This is a genomic window from Aurantiacibacter luteus (assembly GCF_001010945.1).
Taxonomy (GTDB): domain Bacteria; phylum Pseudomonadota; class Alphaproteobacteria; order Sphingomonadales; family Sphingomonadaceae; genus Alteraurantiacibacter; species Alteraurantiacibacter luteus.
Genome location: NZ_LBHB01000001.1, coordinates 133,004 through 156,315, shown reverse-complemented (window position 1 = coordinate 156,315; position 23,312 = coordinate 133,004). Strand labels below are relative to the sequence as shown.

General features: G+C 68.2%; 27 protein-coding genes. 8 read left to right on the top strand and 19 right to left on the bottom strand.

Going from position 1 to position 23,312, the window contains the following annotated elements; genetic code table 11:
* Position 1: 1 nt before the first annotated feature.
* Together AAW00_RS00710 and soxR are read right to left on the bottom strand one after the other, a co-directional pair.
* On the bottom strand, positions 2-1,261 hold the full coding sequence (locus AAW00_RS00710) for a CHASE3 domain-containing protein (protein ID WP_052761699.1): 1,260 nt from the start codon (positions 1,259-1,261) through the stop codon (positions 2-4).
* A gap of 140 nt (positions 1,262-1,401) precedes the next feature.
* Positions 1,402-1,839: a redox-sensitive transcriptional activator SoxR gene (soxR, locus tag AAW00_RS00705; protein ID WP_047002455.1), complete on the bottom strand. Its 438-nt coding sequence runs from the start codon at positions 1,837-1,839 to the stop codon at positions 1,402-1,404.
* A 142-nt stretch (positions 1,840-1,981) separates the two neighbouring features.
* Here soxR and AAW00_RS00700 point away from each other — a divergent pair, with 142 nt between their 5' ends.
* Entirely contained in the window at positions 1,982-2,368 is a 387-nt protein-coding gene (locus AAW00_RS00700; RefSeq protein ID WP_052761698.1) for a VOC family protein, read from the top strand.
* 3 nt (positions 2,369-2,371) lie between these two features.
* On the opposite strand, the gene AAW00_RS00695 is transcribed toward AAW00_RS00700, so the two are convergent.
* Together AAW00_RS00695 and AAW00_RS00690 are read right to left on the bottom strand one after the other, a co-directional pair.
* Positions 2,372-3,757 (bottom strand): glutamate--cysteine ligase, encoded by a 1,386-nt coding sequence (locus tag AAW00_RS00695; RefSeq protein ID WP_047002453.1) that lies wholly within the window; start codon positions 3,755-3,757, stop codon positions 2,372-2,374.
* A gap of 39 nt (positions 3,758-3,796) precedes the next feature.
* Positions 3,797-4,570, bottom strand: a complete 774-nt coding sequence (locus AAW00_RS00690; RefSeq protein WP_047002452.1) for a 16S rRNA (uracil(1498)-N(3))-methyltransferase — start codon at positions 4,568-4,570, stop codon at positions 3,797-3,799.
* 43 nt (positions 4,571-4,613) lie between these two features.
* Between AAW00_RS00690 and ubiA the strand changes: the two genes are divergently transcribed.
* On the top strand, positions 4,614-5,525 hold the full coding sequence (gene ubiA, locus AAW00_RS00685; RefSeq protein WP_047002451.1) for a 4-hydroxybenzoate octaprenyltransferase: 912 nt from the start codon (positions 4,614-4,616) through the stop codon (positions 5,523-5,525).
* Here ubiA and AAW00_RS00680 read toward each other — a convergent pair whose 3' ends face one another.
* The 5 genes from AAW00_RS00680 to AAW00_RS00660 form a co-directional block, all read right to left on the bottom strand.
* Complete coding sequence (locus AAW00_RS00680; RefSeq protein ID WP_241461597.1) at positions 5,526-6,878, bottom strand: methyltransferase family protein; 1,353 nt, start codon at positions 6,876-6,878, stop codon at positions 5,526-5,528. It lies immediately after the preceding gene.
* Positions 6,879-6,958: 80 nt separating this feature from the next.
* Positions 6,959-8,308 (bottom strand): PQQ-binding-like beta-propeller repeat protein, encoded by a 1,350-nt coding sequence (locus AAW00_RS00675; RefSeq protein ID WP_479370964.1) that lies wholly within the window; start codon positions 8,306-8,308, stop codon positions 6,959-6,961.
* A gap of 13 nt (positions 8,309-8,321) precedes the next feature.
* Positions 8,322-9,101, bottom strand: coding sequence for a tetratricopeptide repeat protein (locus AAW00_RS00670; RefSeq protein ID WP_047002448.1), 780 nt, complete (start codon positions 9,099-9,101; stop codon positions 8,322-8,324).
* Between the two features lie 123 nt (positions 9,102-9,224).
* Entirely contained in the window at positions 9,225-10,364 is a 1,140-nt protein-coding gene (locus AAW00_RS00665) for a glycosyltransferase (RefSeq protein ID WP_047002447.1), read from the bottom strand.
* Positions 10,361-11,227 (bottom strand): alpha/beta fold hydrolase, encoded by an 867-nt coding sequence (locus AAW00_RS00660; protein WP_047002446.1) that lies wholly within the window; start codon positions 11,225-11,227, stop codon positions 10,361-10,363. The genes AAW00_RS00665 and AAW00_RS00660 overlap by 4 nt, the downstream gene beginning before the upstream one ends.
* 63 nt (positions 11,228-11,290) lie before the next feature.
* Between AAW00_RS00660 and AAW00_RS15260 the strand changes: the two genes are divergently transcribed.
* The 3 genes from AAW00_RS15260 to rarD all read left to right on the top strand — a co-directional run bounded on the left by AAW00_RS15260 (position 11,291) and on the right by rarD (position 15,380).
* Complete coding sequence (locus AAW00_RS15260) at positions 11,291-12,703, top strand: protein adenylyltransferase SelO family protein (RefSeq protein WP_047002445.1); 1,413 nt, start codon at positions 11,291-11,293, stop codon at positions 12,701-12,703.
* 76 nt (positions 12,704-12,779) lie between these two features.
* Entirely contained in the window at positions 12,780-14,189 is a 1,410-nt protein-coding gene (astD, locus tag AAW00_RS00650; protein ID WP_047002444.1) for a succinylglutamate-semialdehyde dehydrogenase, read from the top strand.
* Positions 14,190-14,465: 276 nt separating this feature from the next.
* On the top strand, positions 14,466-15,380 hold the full coding sequence (rarD, locus tag AAW00_RS00645) for an EamA family transporter RarD (protein WP_047002443.1): 915 nt from the start codon (positions 14,466-14,468) through the stop codon (positions 15,378-15,380).
* Here rarD and pyrC read toward each other — a convergent pair.
* On the bottom strand, positions 15,370-16,407 hold the full coding sequence (pyrC, locus tag AAW00_RS00640; protein ID WP_047002442.1) for a dihydroorotase: 1,038 nt from the start codon (positions 16,405-16,407) through the stop codon (positions 15,370-15,372). The two genes, rarD and pyrC, sit on opposite strands and share 11 nt — an antisense overlap.
* Before the next feature lie 38 nt (positions 16,408-16,445).
* Between pyrC and ygfZ the strand changes: the two genes are divergently transcribed.
* A complete protein-coding gene (gene ygfZ, locus AAW00_RS00635) occupies positions 16,446-17,168 on the top strand; it encodes a CAF17-like 4Fe-4S cluster assembly/insertion protein YgfZ (protein ID WP_047002441.1) in 723 nt (240 codons plus the stop codon).
* Here the strand turns inward: ygfZ and AAW00_RS00630 are convergent.
* Positions 17,165-17,764: a TetR/AcrR family transcriptional regulator gene (locus tag AAW00_RS00630; protein ID WP_047002440.1), complete on the bottom strand. Its 600-nt coding sequence runs from the start codon at positions 17,762-17,764 to the stop codon at positions 17,165-17,167. The genes ygfZ and AAW00_RS00630 overlap by 4 nt on opposite strands.
* A gap of 49 nt (positions 17,765-17,813) precedes the next feature.
* Here AAW00_RS00630 and AAW00_RS00625 point away from each other — a divergent pair, with 49 nt between their 5' ends.
* Positions 17,814-18,656 carry a metal-dependent hydrolase gene (locus tag AAW00_RS00625; protein ID WP_052761697.1) on the top strand — a complete coding sequence of 281 codons (843 nt, stop codon included), beginning with the start codon at positions 17,814-17,816 and terminating at the stop codon, positions 18,654-18,656.
* A 25-nt stretch (positions 18,657-18,681) separates the two neighbouring features.
* On the opposite strand, the gene AAW00_RS00620 is transcribed toward AAW00_RS00625, so the two are convergent.
* The 3 genes from AAW00_RS00620 to rplU all read right to left on the bottom strand — a co-directional run bounded on the left by AAW00_RS00620 (position 18,682) and on the right by rplU (position 20,213).
* On the bottom strand, positions 18,682-19,218 hold the full coding sequence (locus AAW00_RS00620; protein WP_047002439.1) for a GNAT family N-acetyltransferase: 537 nt from the start codon (positions 19,216-19,218) through the stop codon (positions 18,682-18,684).
* Positions 19,219-19,394: 176 nt separating this feature from the next.
* On the bottom strand, positions 19,395-19,664 hold the full coding sequence (gene rpmA, locus AAW00_RS00615) for a 50S ribosomal protein L27 (RefSeq protein WP_047002438.1): 270 nt from the start codon (positions 19,662-19,664) through the stop codon (positions 19,395-19,397).
* A 36-nt stretch (positions 19,665-19,700) separates the two neighbouring features.
* Positions 19,701-20,213 (bottom strand): 50S ribosomal protein L21, encoded by a 513-nt coding sequence (gene rplU, locus AAW00_RS00610; RefSeq protein ID WP_047002437.1) that lies wholly within the window; start codon positions 20,211-20,213, stop codon positions 19,701-19,703.
* 194 nt (positions 20,214-20,407) lie between these two features.
* Here rplU and AAW00_RS00605 point away from each other — a divergent pair, with 194 nt between their 5' ends.
* Entirely contained in the window at positions 20,408-20,920 is a 513-nt protein-coding gene (locus AAW00_RS00605; RefSeq protein ID WP_156169885.1) for a hypothetical protein, read from the top strand.
* On the opposite strand, the gene AAW00_RS00600 is transcribed toward AAW00_RS00605, so the two are convergent.
* Genes AAW00_RS00600 through AAW00_RS00580 form a run of 5 tightly spaced genes read right to left on the bottom strand, consistent with a single transcriptional unit; the run spans position 20,917 to position 23,297 of the window.
* Positions 20,917-21,360 (bottom strand): molybdenum cofactor biosynthesis protein MoaE, encoded by a 444-nt coding sequence (locus AAW00_RS00600; protein WP_047002435.1) that lies wholly within the window; start codon positions 21,358-21,360, stop codon positions 20,917-20,919. The genes AAW00_RS00605 and AAW00_RS00600 overlap by 4 nt on opposite strands.
* A gap of 4 nt (positions 21,361-21,364) precedes the next feature.
* The gene (locus tag AAW00_RS00595) at positions 21,365-21,607 is read right to left on the bottom strand and encodes a MoaD/ThiS family protein (protein ID WP_047002434.1); all 243 of its coding nucleotides are present in this window, start codon (positions 21,605-21,607) and stop codon (positions 21,365-21,367) included.
* Positions 21,608-21,610: 3 nt separating this feature from the next.
* The gene (gene moaA / locus AAW00_RS00590; protein WP_047002433.1) at positions 21,611-22,612 is read right to left on the bottom strand and encodes a GTP 3',8-cyclase MoaA; all 1,002 of its coding nucleotides are present in this window, start codon (positions 22,610-22,612) and stop codon (positions 21,611-21,613) included.
* A gap of 11 nt (positions 22,613-22,623) precedes the next feature.
* Positions 22,624-22,932: a Rossmann fold domain-containing protein gene (locus tag AAW00_RS00585; RefSeq protein ID WP_052761696.1), complete on the bottom strand. Its 309-nt coding sequence runs from the start codon at positions 22,930-22,932 to the stop codon at positions 22,624-22,626.
* Positions 22,929-23,297: a dihydroneopterin aldolase gene (locus AAW00_RS00580; RefSeq protein ID WP_047002432.1), complete on the bottom strand. Its 369-nt coding sequence runs from the start codon at positions 23,295-23,297 to the stop codon at positions 22,929-22,931. Before AAW00_RS00580 ends, AAW00_RS00585 begins: the two co-directional genes overlap by 4 nt.
* Positions 23,298-23,312: the final 15 nt, after the last annotated feature.

The following is a 23,312-nucleotide window of genomic DNA, read 5'->3' as shown; positions in this document are numbered from 1 at the left end:
GTCAGGCCCGTACAAGCTCCGGGCGCACGGCAAAGATCATGTGCATCTGCAGGCCGCGGTCGGTGAACTCGCGCTCGATCCGGCCTTCGAGCTGGCGGATGGAGGCATCTATCATCCTCGTCCCGAAGCCACTCTCGCCCGGTGCGTCGGCAGCGCCCGCCTGGCCGACACCGCTTTCGATCCAGTCAAGTTCGACGCAGCGATCCTCCGGCACCGGCACGCGCCAGCTGATGTCGAGGCTGCCGCCCAGTTCCGACCAGGCGCCATACTTGACGCAATTGGTCACCAGCTCGTGCAGGATCAGTCCGAGCGGAGTAACCTGCCGGGCCACCACCTCCACCTCTGGACCGGACAGCGAGAGTTTCGTCGCCTCGGTCACATAAGGCGCGACGGCCGTGCGGATGAGGTCCTCAAGCCGGGCGACCGGGGTTTCCAGCTGCCCCTGCGTGACGGAATGGGCGATCGACAGGGCATTGATCCGCTCGCTGATCTTGTTCGCCGCCGCGGCCGTGTCGCTCTCGCCCCGCAGCGACATCCGCACGATGGCCTGCACAACGGCAAAGATGTTCTTCACCCGGTGATTGAGCTCGCGCGAGAGCAGGTCGGCCCGGTCTCTCGCCTCCGAAAGCGATTGCGCCGTGCGCGCCTCCGCCTCGGCGCGGGCGGTGCGAAAGATCTGCCACAGACCCAGCGCCAGTGCCGCCAGCATGGTGACGAGTAGCGCGATCAGCACCGGCACGATGCGGTTTTCGGTCGCCAGCGCGGCCTTGGTGGCATCGGCGAGAATATCACGCTCGATCGCCTCCAGCTCGCCGATGGCATTGCGGAAGCCGACCATATCGGCGCGCCCCCGATCGGTCTCGATCAAGCGCTGCGCATCCGTATTGCGACCGCTCTCGACCAGATCGATGGTCTGCGACATTTCCGCCAGCTTGGCATCGCCGAGGCGCTGCATGGTGTCCAGCAGCTCACGCTGGCGAGGCGTGGCGACGGGGCCCATCAGCCCTTCGAGCCGCTCCATCGCCAGCGGAAAATCGCGGCTGCCGGTGTGATAGGGCGCAAGGTAGTCGGGATCGCCGGTGATGACATAACCACGCTGCCCGGTCTCGGCATCGATCAGGGCGCGGCCACCCTGGCGCAGGGCGAAGAGGATGTCGCTGGTCAGCTGCACCTGCGCACGCTCGCGCCGCTCGGCAGAAATGTTGACGAGCACGGTCGCGATGCCACCCACTAGGCTGATGGCGAACAACGCGAACAGCACGAGACTGGGGATTCGCGGACCATCTCGCAGCAATTTCAATCGCATTGCCTGCCCTCACCCCCACGACATGTCGCGAAGCCGTTCCTAAGCCGATTTGCCGTTCTTTTACAAGAGCTTCCGAGCAGCCCTTCGGAACTATCTTAGTCCAGCACAGCCCGCGGTCCCGGGCCCTTCAGACCCAGCTTGTCGTCCTTGTTGTAAAGCTGGCACTTCGCAAGGCTGAGACAGCCGCAACCGATGCACTGGTCGAGCTGGTTGCGGGTGCGGGTGAGGAGGTTGATCTTCTCGTCGATGGCGCCGCGCATGGCCCGGCTGATCTTCTGCCAGTCGGAGAGTGTCGGATTGCGGCCTAGCGGCAGCTCGGCAAGGTGCGCCTCGATCTCCGCCAGACCCAGTCCCAGCTTCTGCGCGATCAGGATGAAGCTGACCCGGCGGATGTCGCCGCGCAGGTACTTGCGCTGGTTGCCGCCGGTGCGCAGCGGATTGAGCAGCCCCTTGTCCTCGTAGAAGCGGAGCGCCGACACCGCCACGCCGGTGCGCCGTGCAAGCTCGCCGATGCCGATGAACTGTGGCTGCATCGCATCTCCCCTCCTTCTTCCACAAAAGCTTGACCTCAACTTAGCTTGAGGTTGCACAAAGACCAAGTGCGAGTCGCGGCGGCCAACCCCGTGGTGGCATCCTCGCAATGTTTGGAACGCCTTACTGGAAGGATTTCATATCGTGACAGAGACAAGCCCGAGCGCCCGGATAGAGCACGTCAATCTCACCGTGAGCGACCTCGACCGCTCGATCGCCCTGTTCCAGAGCCTGTGCGGGTGGCATCTGCGCCTTCGTGCCATGCACGGCGCGCGCGGCGAATTCGCCCATGTCGGGACGGACGAGGACTACCTCGCGCTGTGGGCCGATGGCGGCGACCATTCGGGCCAGGCCAAGGGCCGACCGCTCAATCACGTGGGGTTGCAGGTGGCCGATCTTGACGCGGCCGAGCGCGCCGTGCGCGATGCGGGGCTCGAAACCTTCAGCCACGGCAAGTACGAGCCCGGCCCGCGCACGTTCTACTTCTTCCACTGGGACGGGATCGAATTCGAGGTGGTCAGCTACGCCTGAGGGTCAGAAGCTTTCTTCGTAGACCCGCGCGATGTCGCCTCCCCAAGCGCCGTGATACTTGTCGAGCAGGACCTGCGCCGGCACCTTGCCGCTGTCGACGATCTGACGGAGCGGCGCGAGGAAGCCGCTTTCGTTGTCGCCCATCGAGTTGAGCCGCGCGCGCGCGACGAGGCCGGCGTGGGCGATATCGAGCACCTCGCGCGCGAGGTCGCGCAGGGTTCCGCCGCCGGGAATCGGCGCGGCGAGCGCCTGCGCGGGCACGGCGGCGCGCAGGGCCTCGCGCTCGTCCATCGACCAGTCCTTGACGAGATCCCAGGCGGCATCCAGCGCGGTATCGTCGTAGAGCAGGCCGACCCACAGCGCGGGCAGCGCGCAGATGCGGTTCCACGGGCCACCATCGGCACCGCGCATTTCGAGGAAGCTCTTGAGGCGCACCTCGGGAAAGGCGGTGGAAAGGTGGTCCCACCAGTCGGACTGCGTGGGCAGTTCGCCCGGCAGCACGGCGAGTTCGCCGCGCAGGAAGTCGCGGAAGCTGTGTCCGGCGGCATCGATGTACTTCCCGTCGCGGAAGACGAAATACATCGGCACGTCGAGCATGTAGTCGACCCAGCGTTCGTAGCCGAAGCCGTCCTCGAACACGAAGGGCAGCATGCCCGTGCGATGCGGGTCGGTGTCGGTCCAGATGTGGCTGCGGTACGAGAGGAAACCGTTGGGCTTGCCTTCGGTGAAAGGCGAATTGGCGAACAGCGCGGTGGCGAGCGGTTGCAGCGCCAGCCCGGTGCGGAATTTCTTCGCCATATCCGCTTCTGACGAATAGTCGAGATTAACCTGTATGGTACAGGTTCGAAGCATCATGTCGAGGCCCAGCGTTCCGACTCGCGGCATGTGCCGCATCATGATGTCGTAACGCTGCTTGGGCATGACCGGCAGTTCGCCGCGGGTCTTGTCGGGCCACATCCCGAGGCCGAGGAAACCGACGCCCAGCTCCTCGCCCACGGTCTTGCACTGCGTCAGGTGGCGGCCGGTCTCGGCGCAGGTCTGGTGCAAGGTCTCGACCGCCGCGCCGCTGAGTTCGAGCTGGCCGGCAGGCTCCAGGCTGATCGTCCCGTCACTGCCGGACATGGCGATGACGTCCACGCGGCCGTCCGGTCCTGCTTCCTCGACCGGCTCCCAGCCGAACTGGCGCATGGCGAGGAGGATGTCGCGGATGCCGCCCTGTTCCAGGTAGCCGGGCGCACGGTGGTCCGTCGTGCGATAGACGAGCTTCTCGTGCTCGGTGCCGATGCGCCAGCGTTCGGGGGACTTCTCGCCCTTCTGCATCGGCTCAACCAGCTGGTCGCGGCTCTCGATCCGCGGTTCGTCTGCGGCGGAGGCCGCGCGGGTGCTCATGATCCCTGCTCCATGTGCCGACCTGTAGCGGGTCGATTGCTATTTGCCACTCGAATCCGTGCCGCCATCCGACCAGTCGCCCCTTGTGCCCATCCACAGCGAGAGCGCGGCCAGCGCCGCCGTCTCGCCGCGCAGGATGCGCGGACCGAGCGACACCGCGCGCGCCTGCGGGTGGGCGCGGATCATGGCGCGCTCGGCATCGTCGAACCCGCCCTCAGGGCCGATCAGCACGGCGGCTTTGTCCGGACCGGCGGCAAAGGCGGCGGCAGCGGGCGCACCGCCCAGCTCGTCGGCGAAGAACAGCGCGCGCCCGGCGGGCCAGTCGCGCAGAAGGGCCTCCAGCTTCACCGGCTCGCCGAGTTGGGGGAGCGCCGTGCGCGCGCATTGCTCGGCCGCCTCCGTCATCAGGGTTCGCGCCCGGTCGGCGTTGAGCTTGTCGGCGACGCAGCGCCGGGTGACGACGGGCTGGATGCGCGCGGCACCGAGTTCCGTCGCCTTTTCCAGCACCATGTGGAAGCGGTCCTTCTTGAGCAGCGCCGGGACCAGCCACAGGTCGGGCACTTCCTCGCGCGCGCGCAGGCGCTCGGCCGCTTCGAGCACGACTGAACGCTTGCCCGCCTCCACCACGCGCGCGGCCCACTCGCCGGTCGCATCGTCGCACAGCACCACCGCATCGCCCTCCCCCACGCGCATCACGCGCGCGAGATAGTGTGCCTGCGGGCCACCGAGAGCGATCCGGGCGCCCGCCGACAGCGTCTGCTCGACGAACAGGCGCGGGGCGGAGCGCGGGGGCCAGGCCGGGGTCGCGGGCATGGCTAGGCACTTGGGCGAAGCGCGGCTAACAGGCAAGCCCACGATGACTGCCGACACGATCACCCCCGACACCCAGCACCGCAGCCTCGCCGAGCGTCTGCCGCAGCCCATGCGCGACTATGCGCTGCTGGCGCGGTTCGACCGGCCGATCGGCTGGTGGCTGCTGTTCTGGCCCTGCGCCTGGGGCGTCTGGCTGAGCGGGACGGGGTTCCAATGGTCGCTGATCGGCTGGCTGCTGCTCGGCGCGATCGCCATGCGCGGGGCGGGCTGCGTCTACAACGACGTGGTCGATGCCGATCTCGACCGCCGCGTGGCGCGCACGGCCAGCCGCCCTGTGGCGAGCGGCAGGGTGACGAAGCGTGCCGCCTGGGGCTGGTTGCTGGCGCTTTGCCTCGTCGGCCTCGTGGTGCTGCTGCAACTGCGCTGGCAGGCGCAGCTGGTGGCGCTTGGCAGCCTGGCGCTGGTCGCCGCCTATCCCTTTATGAAGCGGATCACCTGGTGGCCACAGGCCTGGCTGGGGCTGGTCTTCACCTGGGGGGCGCTGGTCGGCTGGACCGAGATGCGCGACGACCACTGGGCCGTCATGTTCGCGCTGTGGGGCGGCGCCTTCTTCTGGTGCATGGGATACGATACGATCTACGCCCTGCAGGACCGCGAGGACGATGCGCTGGTCGGCATCCGCAGCTCCGCCCTGAGGCTGGGCCGCCACGTGCGCGGCGGCGTGGCGCTGTTCTACGCGCTGGCGGCAGGCCTGTGGGCGCTGGCCTTCTGGCTGCTGCGAGGCGATGCGCTGGCGCTGCTCGCGCTCGCTCCTGCGGCGCTGCACCTGGCCTGGCAGGTGGCGACACTCGACCCGGCGGACCCGGTCAATCCGCTCGCCCGCTTCCGCTCCAACCGCTTTGCCGGCGCGCTGGTGGCGGCGGCGTGCTTCGTGGCGGGGAACGCCGGGGCCTGATCACTCCGCGGGCTGGAGGCGCACCGGCCTTCGCGGATCGATCCGCACCAGCACGCGCGCGAGGCGGCTCGTCACCGCGCCGTGCTCCTGCATCCACGCGTGGTAGGCGCCGTACCGCTCATCCTCGAGCAGCAGGTGCGCCTCCTCCGTCCGGGCGCGCCAGTAATAGATGCCGCTGACCACGGCGAGGAACACGGTGTTGCGCACCATGTCCGTCAGCGATCCGCCGGTGACGAGGAAGGGCATGACCGTCGACCACCAGAACAGGTTCTTCGACAGGTAGGCCGGGTGGCGGGTGAAGCGATAGGGGCCGTTGGTCAGCACGCCGCGATAGGTCAGGTTCGAGAAGCGTATGCCGAAGGCCATCGTCGCCCAGGCATAGACGGCGGTAAGAAACACCAGCCAAGTCAGCCACACCCACAGCAGCGCCTGCCAATCGCCCAGCCAGTAGGCCCAGCCCGCGGTATTTGTCTCGTAGGCGAGGATGTTGCCCAGCACGCCCCAGCTGAAGGGCGGATAGCAGGCGAGCGCCGCCAGCCAGCCGGCGAGGAAGGGATTGCCGCTGCGGATCTGCGCGTCGAGCGGGCGCATGGTGAGCAGGTAGCCGACCGTGCCGATTTGCACGTCGATCACGAACAGCAGCTCGAACAGCGCCGTGCCCAGCCGTACCGGATCGGCAGCGATGGCGGCAAAGTCGGTCTCCACCACCGAGGCGAAGCCCGGCGGCAGGATGGAGATCATGAAGGCCCCGAAGAATCCCTTGATGAACCAGGTGCGGGCGTGCTTCCTCACCTGCTCGCCGTCATAGCTCTCGCGCCCGATCAGCATGGCGCCGAAGTGCCAGGCATGGTCGCGCGGGTTCACCAGCACGCGGTCGAGCCACACGACGTAGGGCACCGACAGCACGAGCAGCGGCACCACGGCGGCGCCCAGCACCTCCATCGCGAACAGGTATTGCCCGTCCCAGTACCAGCGGCCGAGGCAATAAAAGGCGCCGATCGCGAACCACGTCACCCACAGCCCGGCGAGCTTGGTGATCGACACGTCGAGTGTTTCCGTGACCGGCTTGCGGCGACTCCAGTCGATGCCGGTGGTGGGGCGGCGGTGGACCTTGTCGACCAGCACCGACCATGCCGCCATCGCCACGCCGGTGAGCGCCATCGCCAGCAGCGCCGAATAGGGGCCCGACAGCCTCCCGCGCGATCCGTCGAAGCCGAAGGCCTCGACCACGGCGGGAAAGTTGCGGGCGAACAGGATGTAGCCGACCAGCGTCAGCAGGCCGACCGCGCCGACCCAGCCGGATACGTCGCTTTTCGGCAATGCGGGCGGGTTCGATCGGGCGTTGCGGGTCACGCCTGCCGCCCTAGCGCGAGAGGCGTCAGCGGCGGGTTAACGCCGCCGGGCGCTCTCGCCGCTGTCCCGTTGCGGGACGATCAGCGGTAGGCGGTGATGGTCCCGCTGTCGTCGAGGATGTACATCGTGTTGTTCGCCACCACCGGCGGCAGCGATACGCCGCTGTCGAGCTGGCTGTGATCGGCGACCGCGCCGGTCATCACGTCGACCGACTTCACCGCGCCGCGCGAACTGGCGATCCACAGACGGTTGCTGGCGAGCACCGGGCCGGTCCAGAAGATCGGGCCTTCGCGGTCGTCGGGATCGCGCCACTGGTCGAGCTGGGTCATCCAGCGGATGCGCCCCGTGGTGCGCTGGATCGCCAGGATGCGCGAATCGTCGGTCAGGGTGAAGACCCACTCGCCGATCACCGTAGGGGTGGAGATGCCGGCCAGCGTCAGTTCCCAGATGCGCTGGCCCGTCAGCAGCTCGTAAGCCGCCATGCGTCCGCCCTGTCCCAGCGCGTAGACGCGGCCTTGGTCGATGATCGGATCGGCATCGACGTCGGTCAGCGTGCCGACCGAGGTGGAGATGGAGGTGCGCGCCAGTGCGTCCGACCACAGCTCGCGCCCGTTCTCGTAGCGGTAGGCGACCAGTTCGCCGCTGGAGAAGCCTGCCAGAACGGTGCCCTGCCCGGCGGCAGGCGCGGCCACGCCGAACACGCCCTGCTGGCCGGAAGCCGCGGCGCGCTGCCAGCTCACCGCGCCGTCGTCGGCGCCGAGCGCGAAGATCTGGTTGTCCTGCGTCATCACGAAGACATTGTTGAAGGCGATGGTCGGCGCGCCGCGCAGCGGGCCGCCGGGCTTCACGCGCCAGATCTGCGCGCCGGTGGCAGCATCGAGCGCGACCACGTCGCCTACGCCGTTGGTGGCATAGACCCGGCCGTTCGCGAAACTCGCGCCGCCGCCGAAGGTGGCATCGGCCAGGTCGCCCGACACCTCGATGCGGTGCTGCCATACCCGCGCGCCGGTGGCGGCATCGAAGGCGTGGACCACGGCGCTGGTATCGACGGCGTAGACGCGCCCTCCGCCCACGACCGGCGAGGAGGCCAGGCGGCGGGTCTTGGTCGTTCCGGCAATGTCGGCGCTCCACGCGCGGACCGGGGTGGTCGACAGGGTGACGTGCCCGGCGACCTTGGCCGCGTTGCCGCCCGCCTGTTCCCAGCTGGCATTGGTCTGCGCCGGGGGCACCACGACTGCGACGTTCGCGAGCGCCGGATCGGCGACGATCTCGGTGGCGATGCGCGACAGGATCGGCTGGCGATTGCCGACCGTCGGAGTCACCTCCGAGTCATCGTCACCGCCGCCGAGGAAATCGAAGGTCTGGCAGCCGCCCAGCGACAGCGCGAGGGCGCAGGCCAAAAGGCGCGGGAAACGGGTGGTCGTTGTCATGGGTGTCATGCCTCTATTCGGCCAGCTCTACGGACGGCTGCTGGGCGTCCTGTCCGGTGATTTCCGCCAGCGCGGCATCGACGTCCTCGATGGCGTCGAAGCCGAGCAGACCGGCCAGCTGCCGGGTGCGTGCGCGGATGGATTGCGGGACGTCCTCGTCCTTCGAAATCGCGACCAGCAGCGGCCCCGCCTGATCGCGCTGGTTCTGCGCCAGGTAAGCGTGGGCGACGAGCTCGCCCGCGCTGCCGTAATAGGGATTGCCCGGCTGGGCGAGCGGGCCGATGCGAGCGATGACTTGCGCCGGCTCCATGTCGTCGTACTGCGTCGAAACCGAGCGGATCGCGGCAATGTCGCGCATCTGCGACGGCAGGTCGGCGTTGTTGGCGACCCGGTCGAACAGGGCCGCGGCCTCTGCCGGGCGATCCTGCTGGATGGCGATGCCTGCCTGCAGCATGGCGGCGGCCGCGGCCGCGCCGTCCTCGCCCGCGGCGATCGCGGCAAGCTTGGTATCGGCGAGGTTGACGTTGCCCGCCTCCAGCTCGTCGAGCGCCTGCACCAGCTGGGTCGAGCGTTCCTCGTCGCCCGCATGCTGCGAGGCGTTATACCACAGCCACCCGCCATAGGCCGCCATCAGAGCGACGAAACCGATGCCAAGCGGAACGCCGTATTTCTTCGCAAACGACGTGACCTCGTCCTGCCGGACGGCCTCGTCCACTTCGCGCATGAGCATGTCCTGCTCGCGGTCGCGCTGGGGGGTGGCGGGCGTGATGCTGGTTGCGGGAGGTTTGGCCACGAGGTCGGTCTGTCTTTACGGATGTTTGGTCAGGTGCCGCTCTTTAGCGGATGGCCCACGCATTTCAATCGAAGAGGCAGACGTGTCCCCGCGGCCGTGAATGGTGGATGAAGGCCCGCCCGCTCAGGCGCGCGGATATTTCTGCATCAGCCCGAAATACAGCGCGCGGTAGCGATCGATCATGCGCCGCTCGTCGAATTCCTCGCGCGCCTTTTGCTTGTTGGCCTGCCCGATCCGCTTGCGCGCAGCGGGATCGGCGGCGAGCCGTTGCAGGGCGCCGGTCAGTGCCCCGGCATCGCCCGGCGGAACGAGGAAGGGGCCGTTGTCACTCGACACCATCGCGCCGATGTCGCCCACGCGCGGCGCAACCACGGGCAGACCCGCGGCCATGGCCTCGACCACCGAAATGGGGAATTGCTCGGACCGGCTCGAGAGCGCGAACACGTCGAACAGGCCGACGAGTTTTGCGGGCTCTGCTACGAAGCCCGGTAGGTGGACGCGGTCCTCCACGCCAAGCCGCTCGGCATGGGCCAGCAGCGCCTCGCGCTCCGGCCCCTCGCCGGCGATGACCAGCTGCCATTCGGGCGGCAGGGCGGCAATGGCCTCGATCAGCAGTTCGAGCTGCTTGACCTTGCGCAGCCCTGCCAGTGTGCCGACCCAGAATTCGCCCTTGCGCTTGATCAGGCGCGGCAGCACATCGCGACTGGGCGGCGCGGCATAGGCGCGGGTATCGATGCCGTTGGGAATGCGCCGCACGCGGCTGCGCGGCTGGTCCCACGCGTTTAGCGCGATGTCCTCCAGCGTCGCGGAAGGCACCACCAGCGCGGCGCTGCGACCCAGCGCGATCCGGCGATACCAGTTGCGCCGCTTCTTCAGGCGCTGCGCCTCGTCTTCGTTGAACCCGTCCTCGTGGTGCACCAGCGGCGGCAACTTAAAGGCATCGGCGAAGATGGTGTGCGCCATCGCCGCGTCGATCGCGCCCCAGTTGTAGGTGCAGACGAGATCGTAGCCGGCCATCGCCTCGGCCAGTTTCTTGAGCCTGCCCGGCGTGGGCCTGCCGGTGAGCGAGGGAAACTTCGGCCAGCTGACCTTCGGCTTCCGGCCGATGAGGTGGGCCGCCCCGCGCTTCTCCAGATCGCCCGAGACGATGGCGTGATCCACCTCCTTCCCGAAGGCGTTGATCAGCTGCACCGTGCGCAGTTCCTTGCCGCCCGGATCGAAAGTCGAGTGCAGGTGGAGGATTTTCGGCACCCGGGCGCTCATGCCGCCACCCGCGCTAGGAGGTCGGCGACGGCGGAGCGGGCGGCCGGCTCCTCGAAGGTGGGAACGTGGCCTACCCCCGGCACTACGACGGCGGTGCAGCCGTCGATCTCGGCCACCATGCACGCCTGCGTTTCGGCGGAGAACAGGTCGGACCGCTCGCCTCGCAGCGACAGCACCGGCCGCCCGGCGAGCGCGCGGAAGACCGGCCACATGTCGACCGGTTCGTCCGGCGGCGGGGAGGAAATCGGCTCGGCGATGCGCATATCGTAGTCGAAGGCGATGCGCCCGCCGCCGCCCAGCGCCATCGTGCGCTTGGCCATGCGCAGCCAGTCCGCCATCGCGTAACCGGGATAGACGTCGGTATTGGCCTCCTGCATCGCGCGCGCGGCATGGACCCAGGTGGGGAAGCTGCGTCCCTGACCGACGTAGTCCTTGATCCGCTCGAGCCCGGCCGCCTCGATGTCAGGCCCGATGTCGTTAATGACGGCCCCTGCAAAGCGCGAGGCATCCTGCGCCGCCAGCAGCGCGATCACGATCCCGCCGAGCGAGGTTCCGACCGCGACGACCTGCCCCAGCCCCAGCGTGTCGAACAGCGCCGCCACGTCGGCGGCATATTGCAGCGGAATGTAGGTGGACGAATCCTTGGCGTACTCGCTTTCGCCGCGTCCGCGCAGGTCCGGACAAATCAGCCGCCATTCTCCGGCAAAGGCATCGGCCAGCGGCTCGAAGTCGCGCGCGTTGCGGGTCAGGCCGGGGATGCACAGCAGCGGCGGACGATCCGTCCGGCCGGCGTAATCGCGGTAATGCAGCGTCAGCCCGTCGGCGCTCTGCCAAGTGCCGGTGGTGTAGGCGGGTTCGCCCAAGGCGCAGTCCTTTCCCGATGGCCCGGCTTGCGGCGGGCGCTGGCGATGGCCACTAATGGTGCCATGCGCGACGAACCGCAACCTGCCGAATACCGCCTCGACCCGAAAATCCGCGAAGTGGCGGGCTTTCTCGCCGACCCGGTCGAACCGGCGCGCTTCCCGCGCGAGGAACTGCGCTTTCGCAATCGCCGGTGGGACAAGGCGGTGGGCCTCGGCGCGCTGACCGACGCGCAGTGGTGCACGCATTTCGCGCGGTTCGAGCCGCTGCCCGGCAACCTCGAGCAGCCGCTCGCCCTGCGCTATCACGGCCACCAGTTTCGCGTGTACAACCCGGAGCTGGGCGACGGGCGCGGGTTCCTGTTCGCGCAGCTGCGCGATGGCGACAACCGCCTGCTCGACCTCGGCACCAAGGGCAGCGGGACGACCCCGTGGAGCCGCACCGCCGACGGACGCCTGACGCTGAAGGGCGGCGTGCGCGAAATCCTCGCCACCGAGATGCTGGAGGCGCTGGGGGTGAATACTTCCAAGACTTTTTCCGTCATCGAGACCGGCGAGGAACTGGTGCGCGGCGACGAGCCGAGCCCCACCCGCTCCGCCGTCATGGTGCGCCTCAGCCACGGCCACATCCGCATCGGCAGCTTCCAGCGGCTGATGGCGCTCGGGCAGCACGAGGAGCTCGCCCGCCTCGTCGACTACTGCCTCGCGGTCTATCCCGGCCCCCTGCCGCCCGAGGGTGCTCCGGGGCGCGAGTTGCCCGCCGTCGTGCTGCTGCAGCAGGTAGCCGAGCGGCTCGCCGACCTTGCCGCGAGCTACATGGTCGCGGGCTTCGTCCACGGCGTGCTCAACACCGACAACATCAACATCACCGGCGAGAGCTTCGACTACGGCCCCTGGCGCTTCCTGCCCGCCTGGGACCCTGCCTTCACCGCCGCCTACTTCGACACCGGCGGCCTCTACGCCTTCGGTCGCCAGCCGGAGGCGATCCGCTGGAACCTCGGCCAGCTCGCCATCGCCTTGCGCCCACTGCTGCCGGACGATTCGGATGCCGAGCCGCTCATCGCCGCGCTCGATCGCTTTGGTCCGCTCTACGGCAAGGCAATGACGCGGCGGTTCTGCTGGCGGCTGGGGGTGAGGAGCCGCGGGATGGAGGCAGACGCGCGGCTCATCGAGACTGCGGAAAAAACCATGCGCGAGGCGCGCCTTTCTCCCGACGACTTCTTCTATCGCCACCGCGGCGGGCGCGCGGCCGACGGCGCACTTGGCGAGGCGCTGGCGGACTATCGAGCGCTCGAAAGCTCTCACCCCTACTGGTCTGAAAACGCACCGCAATCCATGCTGATCGACGAGGTCGAAACGCTCTGGAGCGCCATTGCGGAGCGCGACGACTGGACACCGCTCGAACACAAGATCGCCGCGATCCGGCGCATGGGCGAGGCGCTTGGCACCACCCCTCAGCCGTCCGGCCACGCCGAGTGAATTAACCCTACCTTTGCGCTCGCGCCCCAGCCGCGTTAGGGGCCTTGCCAGACCAGAACGCGGGAGCGCGCTACCCTTGCCTGAACTGATCTCTTACGAACCGGCCACCGGCGCCGAGCTCTGGCGCGGCCGTCACGGCGATGTCGACGATCTCGTCGCCCGCGCCCGCGCCGCCTGGCCGAACTGGGCCGCCCAGCCGCTCGCCAACCGCATCGAGCTGGTTCGCCGCTTCGCCAACGAGGTGCGCAAGGACACGGATGGGTTCGCCGAGCTGATCGCGCGCGAGACCGGCAAGCCCCTGTGGGAAGCGCGCACCGAGGTCGAGGCGGTCATCGCCAAGGTCGAGATCTCGGTGCGCGCCTATGCCGACCGCACCGGACAGAGGAAGCTCGACAGCGCGTTGCAGGGCACCGCCGCGCTGCGGCACAAGCCGCACGGGATCATGGCGGTGCTCGGACCCTACAACTTTCCCGCGCACCTGCCCAACGGCCACATGATCCCCGCGCTGATCGCCGGCAACGCGGTGATCCTGAAGCCGAGCGAGAAGACGCCGGCGGTGGGCGAGAAGCTGGTTGAGCTGCTCAACCGCAGCGGCGTTCCCGAAGGCGTGGTGCAACTCCTCGTCGGCGGCCCGGACGAAGGCAAGGCCATTGTCGCCCATCCCGACATCAACGGCGTGCTGTTCACCGGCAGCGCGCAGGTCGGCATCGCCATCAATCGCAAGCTGGCGACGGAGCCCGGCAAGATTGTGGCGCTGGAAATGGGCGGCAACAACCCCATCGTCGTATGGGACACGCCCAAGGTGGCCGACGCCGCCGCGCTGATAGTGCAGAGCGCCTTTACCACCGCAGGCCAGCGCTGCACCGCGGCGCGCCGCCTGATCGTCAACTCGAAGATGTACGACGCGGTCCTGGCAGAGACCAAGAAGCTCGCCGACCGCATCATCGTGGGCGCGCCGTTCGACGAGCCTGCCCCGTTCATGGGCCCGGTGATCGATAATACGGTGGCCGACCAGATGACCGAAAGCTTCGTCTACCTGCTCTCCAACGGCGGCCGGGCGATCAAGCACATGCGACGTCCGGACGATTCGCTGCCCTTCCTCAGCCCCGCAATCATCGACACCACCGCCATGCGCGAGCGGCCGGACGTCGAACTGTTCGGCCCGCTGCTGCAGGTGATCCGCGTCGACGATTTCGACGAGGCCATCGCCGAGGCAAACGCCACCCGCTTCGGCCTCTCCGCCAGCCTGGTGGGCGGCACGCCGCAGCAATACAACCGCTTCTGGGCCAACGTGCGCGCCGGGATCGTCAACTGGAACCGTCCGACCAACGGCGCGAGCAGCGCCGCGCCCTTCGGCGGGGTCGGCTATTCGGGCAACCACCGGCCCGCCGCCTTCTACGCCGCGGACTACTGCGCCTATCCGGTCACCAGCACGGAAATGGAACAGCCGCGCGCGAGCGTGGGCGTGGGGTTCAAGGAAGGCTGAGCGCCTGAAAATACAAGGCCCCCGAACCGAAGTCCGGGGGCCCACGGAACCCTGAAAAGTACAAGGCCCCCGAACCGAAGTCCGGGGGCCTTGGCGCGGCCCTCAACAACACGACCCGTGAAGGCCGCGCGCCGGTGCATTCCAACAGGGAAAGAACGCGCCCGGAAACTGTCTCTCTTACCGGAGATCGCAATCCTTCTAGCGCGGCCTGTCTGAATAGGCCGCAACTCGCACCGATGCTTGTCGTTCAGCATCGAGGAGCCTAGCGGGCTGGCGATGAGCGATACCCCGATCACCCGCCGCCGCGCCCTCTCGCTGGCGCTGGGCACCCACGCGATCTGGGGCGCGATGCCGATCTACCTGCTGCTGGTGCGCGAGGTGCCGCCGCTCGAATACATCGCCTGGCGCACGCTGTTCACCCTGCCGATCTGCCTGGCCTTCGTCTGGTACCTCTCGCGCGGCGAAGAAATGCGCCTGACGCTGTCGAGCGGGCGCACGATGCGCACCCTGCTGGCAAGCGCCACGGCGGTGGCGATCAACTGGTATCTCTACGTCTGGGCGATCCAGACCGGGCACGTCTATGCCGCGAGCCTCGGCTACTACATCCTGCCGCTCGTGATGATGCTGCTGGCCTTCCTTTTCCTGAAGGAGCGGCTCTCGCGCTGGCAGGCGGGCGCGGTGGCTCTGGCGGCACTGGGCGTAGGCGCCCTCGCGGTGGGGGCGCTGACGACGCTGTGGGTCAGCCTGACCCTGGCGACGACCTTCGGGCTCTACGGTCTGTTGCGAAAGACCGTGGCGGCGGGGCCGCTGACGGGGCTGACGGTCGAATCGATGATCCTTGCGCCCTTCGCTCTCGCCTATCTCGGCTGGGCGGCGCTGCAGGGCGAGGGGCTGGCCTTCGGGCGCGACGGGTGGGAGACCTTCGGCATCGTGATGGGCGGCTTCATGACCGCGGTGCCGCTCATCATGTTCGCCACCGCCACGCGCGCCCTGCCCTATACCGTGATCGGCTTCCTGCAGTTCCTCTCGCCCACCATCATCTTCATCCTGGGCCTGACGGTGTTCGGCGAGGAGCTGAAGCCCGCGCAGCTCGCCTGCTTCGTCGCCATCTGGATCGCGGTGATCGTCTTTACCTGGGACCTCCTGCGCACAAGCCGCAAGGCCGAGCCGCCGGTGCCCGCTACCCCCTGAAGCGCCAGCCCAGCGTTTCGCCCGCGTGGAAGGGCACGAGCTGTGTCTCGCCCGCGGTGATCATGTCGGGCACCATGAATTCGCCGCGCTCCAGCGTCACCGTGTCCGCATTGACCGGCAGGCCGTAAAACGCCGGGCCGTGGAGGCTGGCAAAGCCCTCGAACCGGTCCAGCGCCCCTTCCGCCTCGAACACCGCGAGGTAGCTCTCGAGCGCGTAGGGCGCGTTGAAGATGCCCGCGCAGCCGCAGGCGCTTTCCTTCGCCTCGCGCGCGTGCGGAGCCGAATCGGTGCCGAGGAAGAACTTGGGGCTGCCTCCTGTCGCCGCGCGGCGCAGGGCGAGCCGGTGCTTCTCGCGCTTGGCGACGGGCAGGCAATAGGCGTGCGGACGGATGCCGCCGACCAGCATGGCGTTGCGGTTGATATGCAGGTGCTGCGGGGTGATCGTGGCCGCAACGTTACCCCCCGCGCTCTCGACGAACTGCACGCCCTCCTCGCTGGTGATGTGCTCGAATACGACCTTGAGCGTGGGCAGCTCGGCCAGCAACGGCGCGAGGATCTGCTCGATGAAAACCGCTTCGCGGTCGAACACGTCCACATCGGCGTGGGTCACCTCGCCGTGGACGCACAGGACCATGCCGATCTCGGCCATCGTCTCCAGTACCTCGCGGATGTTGGCCACGTCCGTCACCCCGCTTGCCGAGTTGGTCGTGGCTCCGGCGGGATAGAGCTTGGCGGCAGTGAATACGCCTGCCTCGAACCCCCGGCGCACCTCGGCGGGATCGGTGCGGTCGGTGAGGTAGCAGGTCATCAGCGGCTTGAACGCCATGCCTTCGGGCACGGCGGCGAGGATGCGCTGGCGATAGGCCTCGGCGGCGGCGACGTCGGTGACGGGCGGGGAGAGGTTGGGCATCACGATGGCGCGGGCGAACTGGCGCGCGGTGTGGCCCACCACGCCCGCCAGCATCGCGCCGTCGCGCAAGTGGACGTGCCAGTCGTCGGGGCGGCGGATGGTCAGGGTCTCGCTCATGGCTTTGCCTATGGCGCGCGGCCACCTATCTGTCACCCATGACGATCGGACGCCTCGCCGCCCGCGCCGTGGTGCGCGTTTCTCCCACGGACGATGGCGAGGACGCCGCCGCATTCCTGCAGGGCTTGCTGACCAACGACGTGACCGGATCGGGGCCTACCTACGCCGGGCTGCTGACGCCGCAGGGCAAGGCCATGTTCGACATGATCGTCTGGCGTGACGGCGCGGACGTCCTGCTCGATTGCGAGGCGGAAGCGGCCGAGGATCTCGTCAGGCGGCTGTCGCTCTACCGGCTGCGGCGCAAGCTGGCGATTGCCGTGGACTCGGGGCTGGCGGTGTTCTGGAGCGACGAGGCCGAGAGCAGCTTAACACCCGACCCTCGGATGCCTGCGCTTGGCTCTCGGCGGCTGGGATTGGCGGACGACACGCCTCCGGTGGACCATGCCTACCTCGCCCATCGCCTCGCGCTCGGTGTGCCGGAGGGCCGCGCGGAACTGGGCGACGTGCTGTGGCTGGAGACCAACGCGGCCGAACTGAACGGCGTCAGCTTCACCAAGGGCTGCTACATCGGGCAGGAGAATACCGCGCGCATGAACTGGCGCAGCAAGGTCAACCGGCGCCTGATGGTGGTGCCGCTGGAGCGTTCGGACGAGAAGCGCCGCAAGGCCGCCTACCCGGATTTTGGTCTGGCAGTGGACCACCTTCGGGTGGAGGACATTCCAACCGATCTCGTGCCGGAGTGGATGACACCGGAAGGCTAGGCGCTTTCGCCGTAGGCTTGCGTGAAAGTCGCCACCAGCATCGCCTCTGCCCGGTCGCGAACCACCGAGCGCCGCACGCTCAGCGATTCGGCCAACGGCTCACCCAGCAGGGCATCGCCCAGCGCCATCAGCACCAGCGTAAAGGTGTTTTCGTGCATCGTTCGGCCGTTCTCCGGCGCACAGTCCTCGGGCAGCAAGTCGTCCACCAGCGCGTGAATCGTCTCGACGATGGGATCGAGCGCGTCCTCGTTGCCCGAGGCCAGCATCCAGCTCGCCAGCGCGCCGCCGCCCTCGCGACCGAAGGCATCGAAGGTGAGGTCAACCACCTCGCGCGGGCTGCCGATCCCGGCGCGCGTCGCCCGCACGGCGTCGGCGATCGAGTCGCACACGGTCTGCGCCAGGTGCCGGGCGAGCGCCTTTTGCAGGCCACTGGCGCTGCCGAAATGATGAAGCAGGTTCGCATGCGTGCGCCCCACGCGCCCCGCCACGGCCTTCAGCGTCACCGCCTGCGGCCCGGCCTCCAGCAACAGCGCGCGCGCCGCCTCAAGCGCGGCGGCACGGCTCTCGTCAGGGCTCATACGCTTTCTTGTTGACATTGGTGTTAGTAAGTCCCAAATTCAAGCGTCGGTAACGAAGGTTAGCATTATGACCGCCCAGCCACACTGGCAAGCTGCCAACCCCTCTTCCAGCCTCGTCGTGCGCGACCTTCGCTTCGCCAGAGACCTGCGCCGCGAAGAGGGTGTCGATCCGGTCGCGGCCGCCTGGTTTTCCGCGCTGTCGGCCAGCTTCCCGCGCGGAGAAGCGATGTTCATCGCTGCCGTAAAGGCTTTTCGCGAAGGCGCGCCGCCTGCGCTCGCCGCCGAGATCCGCGAGTTCGTGCGGCAGGAGGTGAATCACAGCCGCGAGCATCTCGCCTTCAATCGCGCGGTCGCCGCCGCCGGTTACGATATGCGCGAGATCGACGCGAGCGTGAACCGGCTGGTCGACCTTGCCATGTCGCGGCCGCCGATCGTGCAGCTTGCCGTGACCATCGCGCTGGAACATTTCACCGCCGTCTTCGCGCACGAATTCCTGAAAAACCCCGCCTCGCTGGCCACCGGCGGAATCGGCGATCCGGCGATGTGGGCCTGGCATTCGGTCGAGGAGATCGAGCATAAGGGCGTCGCCTACGACACTTGGCTCCACGCCACGCGCGACTGGTCCGACGGCAAGCGCTGGCGGGTACGCTGCCTGCTGATGCTGGTGGTGAGTCGACGCTTCCTCGTCAATCGCTCCACCGACGCGTTGCGTCTCCTCGAGCAGGACGGCATCACCGGTTTGCGGGCGAAGTGGCGGCTTGCGAAATATCTGTTCGGCAAGCCCGGTATCCTGCGGCGCATCTTTCCCAGCTGGCTCGGCTATTTCCGCCCCGGCTTCCACCCGTGGGACCACGACGACCGCCACCTGATCGCCGCGTGGGAGCGAGAGCAGGCGGCAGTCGCAGCGTAAAGGACTCGGCGCGCGTTCCTGCCGATCAGGCCGCGCGCCGCCATTCAAAAGGCGCCGGTTGGTCTTCCAGTTCGCAGGCGAACTCGACCAGCGGAGCGTCCTCGCCGCGCGCGAGGCTGTGGCGCATGGCCACGGTGCCGGTGGGGACGAAGCCCGCCTTGTGCAGGACCCGGCCCGAGGCGGGATTGTCCACGAAGTGTCCGGCGACCAAACGGCGGTGGCCGATCATGCGGGCGAGGTCGATCAGCGCACGTGCGGCCTCGGTGGCATAGCCCTGCCCCCAATGCTCGCGCGCGATCCAGTAGCCGATCTCCACGTCCTCGCCCTGCCTGCCGAACCCGGCGCTGCCGATCACGCCTTCACCCGGCAGTTGCACGAGGAAGTGGGGCGCTTTTCGGTCCTGCGGCAGGGCCACGAACTGCTCCGCCTCCGCCAGGCCGTAAGGCCAGGGCGCGCGGGCGAGGTTGCGGACGATTTCGGGCGCGGCGATGGCGCGGGCGATGGCGGGCGCGTCCTCGCTCCAGGCGGGACGCAGGAACAGACGCTCGGTACGCATGAACATCGGATTTCTCCCCATGGGTCGGGCCATGCGCCTCCAGTGCACGGCCCAGGTTTCAGAACGGGGAAGGAGAATGCAAAAAAGGAGACGGGGCGGCCCCATCTCCTTCCTGCTTTCCGGACCTTTTGGTGTCCGAAAGGGGCCATCCCGGTGGATGACCCCGTTATCGGATCATCCGATTACTCGGCAGCTTCCGCCATGGCGTCTACCGAGACGTACTTGCGGCCTTGCTTGCCATCGTGGAAGCGGACGCGGCCGGCCTCGAGCGCGAACAGCGTGTGGTCCTTGCCCATGCCCACGTTGGTGCCCGGGTAGAACTTGGTGCCGCGCTGGCGCACGATGATGTTGCCCGGAATCACTTCCTGGCTGCCGAACTTCTTCACACCGAGGCGACGGCCGGCCGAATCACGACCGTTACGCGACGAACCGCCTGCTTTCTTGTGTGCCATGGTCTTCTACTCCGTATCCGTCGGGCCGCGGCCCGATCAGTCCTTCTTGGCCGAGGTGGCGGCCTTCTTCTTGGGCGCGGCCTTCTTGGCGACGGGCGCCTTGTCTTCCGCGGCGTCCGTGGCAGGCGCGGCCTTCTTGGCAGCGGGCTTCTTGGGCGCGGCTTCCTTCTTGGGAGCGGCCTTGGCCTCTTCCGTCTTGGGGGCCTCGTCAGCCTTCTTAGCCGCTTCCTTCTTCGGAGCCGCCTTCTTCTCGTCGCCCACGCCCACGATGCGCAGCAGGGTCATCTGCTGGCGGTGGCCGTTCTTGCGGCGATAGTTGTGGCGGCGGCGCTTCTTGAAGACGAGCACCTTCTCGCTCTTGGCCTGGGCGATGATCTCTGCCGAGACGACGACCTTGGCCGCGTCCTTCATCTCATCCCCGTCGCCGGCGAGCAGAACGTCGCCCAGCGTGATCGTGTCGCCGGCATCGCCCGCCAGCTTTTCGACCGCGATCTTGTCTCCTGCGGCGACGCGATACTGCTTGCCGCCCGTGCGCACTACTGCGAACATGGTCCTGTCAACCTGTCTATCTGGTGTCCTCGCCACGGGCCACGCCCCCGGCAACAACAAAAAGGGCGCCCCGAGGGGCACCGGAAAGAGCGCAGCCGTTAGGCCAGCCGCCCCGCGCTGTCAACTGCCACCGATGCCGATTTCGCGGCATTTGTGCGCTGGAAAGCCCTTGTCCCACGATGTAGGGCGGTCGCGTGACCATGCAACCGCGCCTGCTGCCCGTTTTCGCCGCTTCGCTGGTGCTTCTCCCGCTGCTGGGGGCCTGCGCCAGCGCCGGCGAGGATGACTATCCGTCGCTGGCGATTCGCGAGGCCGAGCGCGATACCGGCGCGTTCCAACCGCCCCCCTATGTGCCGACCTACCCTGCCCCTGCCGCCGTCGCAGGTGCGCAAGGGTTCGCGGCGCAGGCCCGCGAAGCTCACGCCGCGTTCCTCGCCGCCCTTCCCGCCGCCCGTGCCCGCGTGAACACCGCGCGCGGCAGCGGCATGGGCAGCGACGCCTGGTCGGTAGCGCAGGTCGCCGTCGCCACGCTGGAGGGGCACAGGGCCCGGGCGATGATCGCGCTCGTCGAGCTGGACCGCATCTATGTCGATGCCGGGACCGAGGGGCAGGAAACGGCCGGCGTGCAGGACCTGCGCGGGCCGGTCGAGGCGCTGGTGGCCGAGGAGAATGCGATTGTCGCAGGCTTGCTGGGAGACCTGCGCTAGGCCCAGCGCGACAGGTCGGCGTGATCCTGTTCGCGCGGCTCGATCCAGTGCCAGCCGTCGCCGCGCTTCTCGCGTTTCCAGAACCAGCTTGCCGACTTCAGGTGATCCATGGCGAAATCCACCGCCTCTATCACATCGCGCCGGTGCCGGGCGGCGGCGGCGACGAGGACGATGGGCGCGCCGGGCCGCATCACGCCGTGGCGGTGGTGGATAAGCAGGCCATCGAGCGTCCAGCGCGCCTCCACGTCGGCGGCCAGCGCCTCCATGCCGGGAAGCGTCATGCGCGGGTAGGCCTTCAGCTCCAGCACCTTCACGTCCGCCTCGGGCCGCACCTTGCCCACGAAGCTGGCTATGCCGCCCGCATCGGGATGCGCCTTGGCGAACAGGCCGAGCGCCTTGCCGGGCGAGAAGCCCTTGGCGAGAAGCTGCACATCGCGCACCCGCTCAGCCGCCGCTGACGGGCGGCAGCAACGCAATCTCGCTGCCGTCGGCGGCGCGCAGGGCCGTCTTTTCGGCGAGCAATTCGCCATTGAGCGCTACCCGCACGCGCTCGCCCCTCACTTCGTCGGCCAGGCTTGGCGGCAGGGCTTCCAGCAGGCCCGCCCAGTCGAGTGGTCCGGGCAGGCTCGCTTCGGCCGCACCGGATAGGTCGGCCAGCTTGCCGAGGAAAACGACCGCTACTGCCATGACCTAACCGCCCGTCACCGACATATGCCTCGGCTGGGCGGGCGTGGCGCCGCGAGCGTGGGCGAAGTGGTGGCGCTCGGGCTTGATGCGCATCGCGGTGTCGAGCGCCTCGGCCAGCCGCGCTGCAGGGTCGTCGGAGCGCAGCGCGGCGCGCAGGTCCACCTGTTCCGCCCCACCGAGGCAGGCGAAAAGCTGGCCCGTCGCGGTGACCCGGATGCGGTTGCAGCTGGCGCAGAAGTTGTTGGTGAGCGGGGTGATGAAGCCGAGCCGTCCGCCAGTCTCCTCCACCCGCACGTAACGCGCCGGGCCGCCGGTATCGTCCGGCAGGTCGGTGAGGGTGAAACGCTCCTCCAGCCGGTCGCGTATCGCAGGCAGCGGCAGGTAGTGGTCGACGCGCTCTCCATCGATTTCGCCCAGCGGCATGACCTCGATCAGCGTTATGTCGTGTCCGTGCGCGTGCGCCCATTCGACGAGGTAGGGTATCTTGCCCTCGTTCAGACTCTTCAGCGCAACGGTGTTGATCTTGACCTTCAGCCCGATGGCGCTCGCCGCCGCAATGCCGCGCAGGACCTGCACCAGCCGGTCGCGGCGGCTGAGCGTCTCGAACAGAGTGGCGTCCATCGTATCGAGGCTGACGTTGACGCGCTTCACCCCGGCATCGAGCAGCGGCCCGGCAAACTCCGCCAGCCGCGTGCCGTTGGTGGTCAGCGTCAGCTCTTCGAGCCCGTCCCCCAGCCTGCGCCCCAGCGCCTGCACCAGTTCGACCACGTCGCGCCGCACCAGCGGTTCGCCGCCGGTCAGGCGGATCTTCGTAATGCCGCGGTCGATGAATGCGAGCGCGAGGCGGTGCAGCTCCTCGAGGCTCAGCACCTCCTTCTTGGGCAGGAACTGCATCCGTTCCGGCATGCAGTAGGAACAGCGCAGGTCGCAGCGGTCGGTTACCGAGAGCCGCAGGTATGAGATGCGGCGGTCGAAGGCATCGACGAGAGGCTGGCTACAGGACATCGCCCACCAACCTAGGCGGCCGCGCCCGCGACTTCCAGCACTTGTCCGGTCACGCCGGGCGCGCGGGCGAGAAAGTCCAGCACTTCGTTCGCAGCTGTCTCGTCGGGTGCGACCACGGCATTGACCCGGCGCGGTGCGGCCTCGCGGGCAAGCTCCTCGATCACCGCCTTGCGCCAGCTGGCGTGGGTGTGGTCGGCGGGGGACAGCAGGACGGCGAGGTCGGTATCGGCCTCCCGCGCCTCCGCCATGTGAGCCCGCGCAAACTCGATCGCCGCATCGAGCGGCGCGCCGGGCAGATCGCGCGCGTCGATCAGCTTCACTTGCGCTGCCGCGTCAGGGTGATGCCGATGCTCTCGTTCGCTTCGGACAGCGCCAGCTTGACGATCTTCACCCGCACCTCCTCCACGCGCCTGTCCTGCAGGAACAGAGTTTCGCACACGTGATCGGCCACCGCCTCGATCAGCTTGTAATGGGTATCGCCCAGCGCATCCGAGCAGGCGAACTTCAGGTCCATGTAGTTTTTGCTCTGGTCGAGCGGCATGTCGGAATGGAAGAACGCGGGCGCCTTCAGCCTGACCCGCACCGTGAAGCGCAGCGGTTGCGGCTTGCCGGTTTCCTCGGAATAGATGCCGGTGTGAACCATGTGCTCGAAATCGGCGAGCTCGAGATAAAGGCTGTCTCCCATGCGCGGCGACCCTAG

What these genes read in the sequence shown, in the direction of transcription:
- AAW00_RS00625 (WP_052761697.1), top strand. Translation starts at nt 17,814, where the DNA reads ATGACCGCCCAGCCACACTGGCAAGCTGCCAACCCCTCTTCCAGCCTC.
- rpmA (WP_047002438.1), bottom strand. Translation starts at nt 19,664, where the DNA reads ATGGCACACAAGAAAGCAGGCGGTTCGTCGCGTAACGGTCGTGATTCG.
- ubiA (WP_047002451.1), top strand. Translation starts at nt 4,614, where the DNA reads ATGACTGCCGACACGATCACCCCCGACACCCAGCACCGCAGCCTCGCC.
- AAW00_RS00690 (WP_047002452.1), bottom strand. Translation starts at nt 4,570, where the DNA reads ATGCCCGCGACCCCGGCCTGGCCCCCGCGCTCCGCCCCGCGCCTGTTC.
- AAW00_RS00665 (WP_047002447.1), bottom strand. Translation starts at nt 10,364, where the DNA reads ATGAGCGCCCGGGTGCCGAAAATCCTCCACCTGCACTCGACTTTCGAT.
- pyrC (WP_047002442.1), bottom strand. Translation starts at nt 16,407, where the DNA reads ATGAGCGAGACCCTGACCATCCGCCGCCCCGACGACTGGCACGTCCAC.
- moaA (WP_047002433.1), bottom strand. Translation starts at nt 22,612, where the DNA reads ATGTCCTGTAGCCAGCCTCTCGTCGATGCCTTCGACCGCCGCATCTCA.
- AAW00_RS00595 (WP_047002434.1), bottom strand. Translation starts at nt 21,607, where the DNA reads ATGGCAGTAGCGGTCGTTTTCCTCGGCAAGCTGGCCGACCTATCCGGT.
- ygfZ (WP_047002441.1), top strand. Translation starts at nt 16,446, where the DNA reads ATGACGATCGGACGCCTCGCCGCCCGCGCCGTGGTGCGCGTTTCTCCC.
- rplU (WP_047002437.1), bottom strand. Translation starts at nt 20,213, where the DNA reads ATGTTCGCAGTAGTGCGCACGGGCGGCAAGCAGTATCGCGTCGCCGCA.
- soxR (WP_047002455.1), bottom strand. Translation starts at nt 1,839, where the DNA reads ATGCAGCCACAGTTCATCGGCATCGGCGAGCTTGCACGGCGCACCGGC.
- AAW00_RS00580 (WP_047002432.1), bottom strand. Translation starts at nt 23,297, where the DNA reads ATGGGAGACAGCCTTTATCTCGAGCTCGCCGATTTCGAGCACATGGTT.
- AAW00_RS00630 (WP_047002440.1), bottom strand. Translation starts at nt 17,764, where the DNA reads ATGTCAACAAGAAAGCGTATGAGCCCTGACGAGAGCCGTGCCGCCGCG.
- AAW00_RS15260 (WP_047002445.1), top strand. Translation starts at nt 11,291, where the DNA reads ATGCGCGACGAACCGCAACCTGCCGAATACCGCCTCGACCCGAAAATC.
- AAW00_RS00675 (WP_479370964.1), bottom strand. Translation starts at nt 8,308, where the DNA reads ATGACAACGACCACCCGTTTCCCGCGCCTTTTGGCCTGCGCCCTCGCG.
- AAW00_RS00620 (WP_047002439.1), bottom strand. Translation starts at nt 19,218, where the DNA reads ATGTTCATGCGTACCGAGCGTCTGTTCCTGCGTCCCGCCTGGAGCGAG.
- rarD (WP_047002443.1), top strand. Translation starts at nt 14,466, where the DNA reads ATGAGCGATACCCCGATCACCCGCCGCCGCGCCCTCTCGCTGGCGCTG.
- AAW00_RS00695 (WP_047002453.1), bottom strand. Translation starts at nt 3,757, where the DNA reads ATGAGCACCCGCGCGGCCTCCGCCGCAGACGAACCGCGGATCGAGAGC.